This window comes from Chryseobacterium sp. SIMBA_038 (genome assembly GCF_046535115.1).
In the GTDB taxonomy this organism is placed as follows: Bacteria; Bacteroidota; Bacteroidia; order Flavobacteriales; family Weeksellaceae; genus Chryseobacterium.
In genome coordinates this window covers 1-241 of the sequence record NZ_JAWRXH010000398.1, presented here as the reverse complement: position 1 = coordinate 241, position 241 = coordinate 1, and the positions used below count along the sequence as shown (strand labels likewise).

General features: G+C 37.3%; 1 protein-coding gene. It reads right to left on the bottom strand.

The features are described from left to right. Window positions 1–241: hypothetical protein (locus SB689_RS24035; RefSeq protein WP_410694534.1), on the bottom strand; the 241-nt coding region annotated here is incomplete at both ends.

The following is a 241-nucleotide window of genomic DNA, read 5'->3' as shown; positions in this document are numbered from 1 at the left end:
CTACTGGAACTAGATGCTCGATGTCAAACGCTAGCTCTGATGTTTGATGCTCTACTGGTAGTACACGAACATAAATATATTTTAAAAATAATGTACTTTGTGGCTTGATAGTTACTCTTTTAGCTTCCCTTTTTTGTAAGTCATTAGCTAACCAGTCTTCAAACACACTTTCCCACTGCTTTCTCTCAACTGGCTTGTAATAATGATCGTCATGAATCGCATTATACGCCTTTGTATCTCC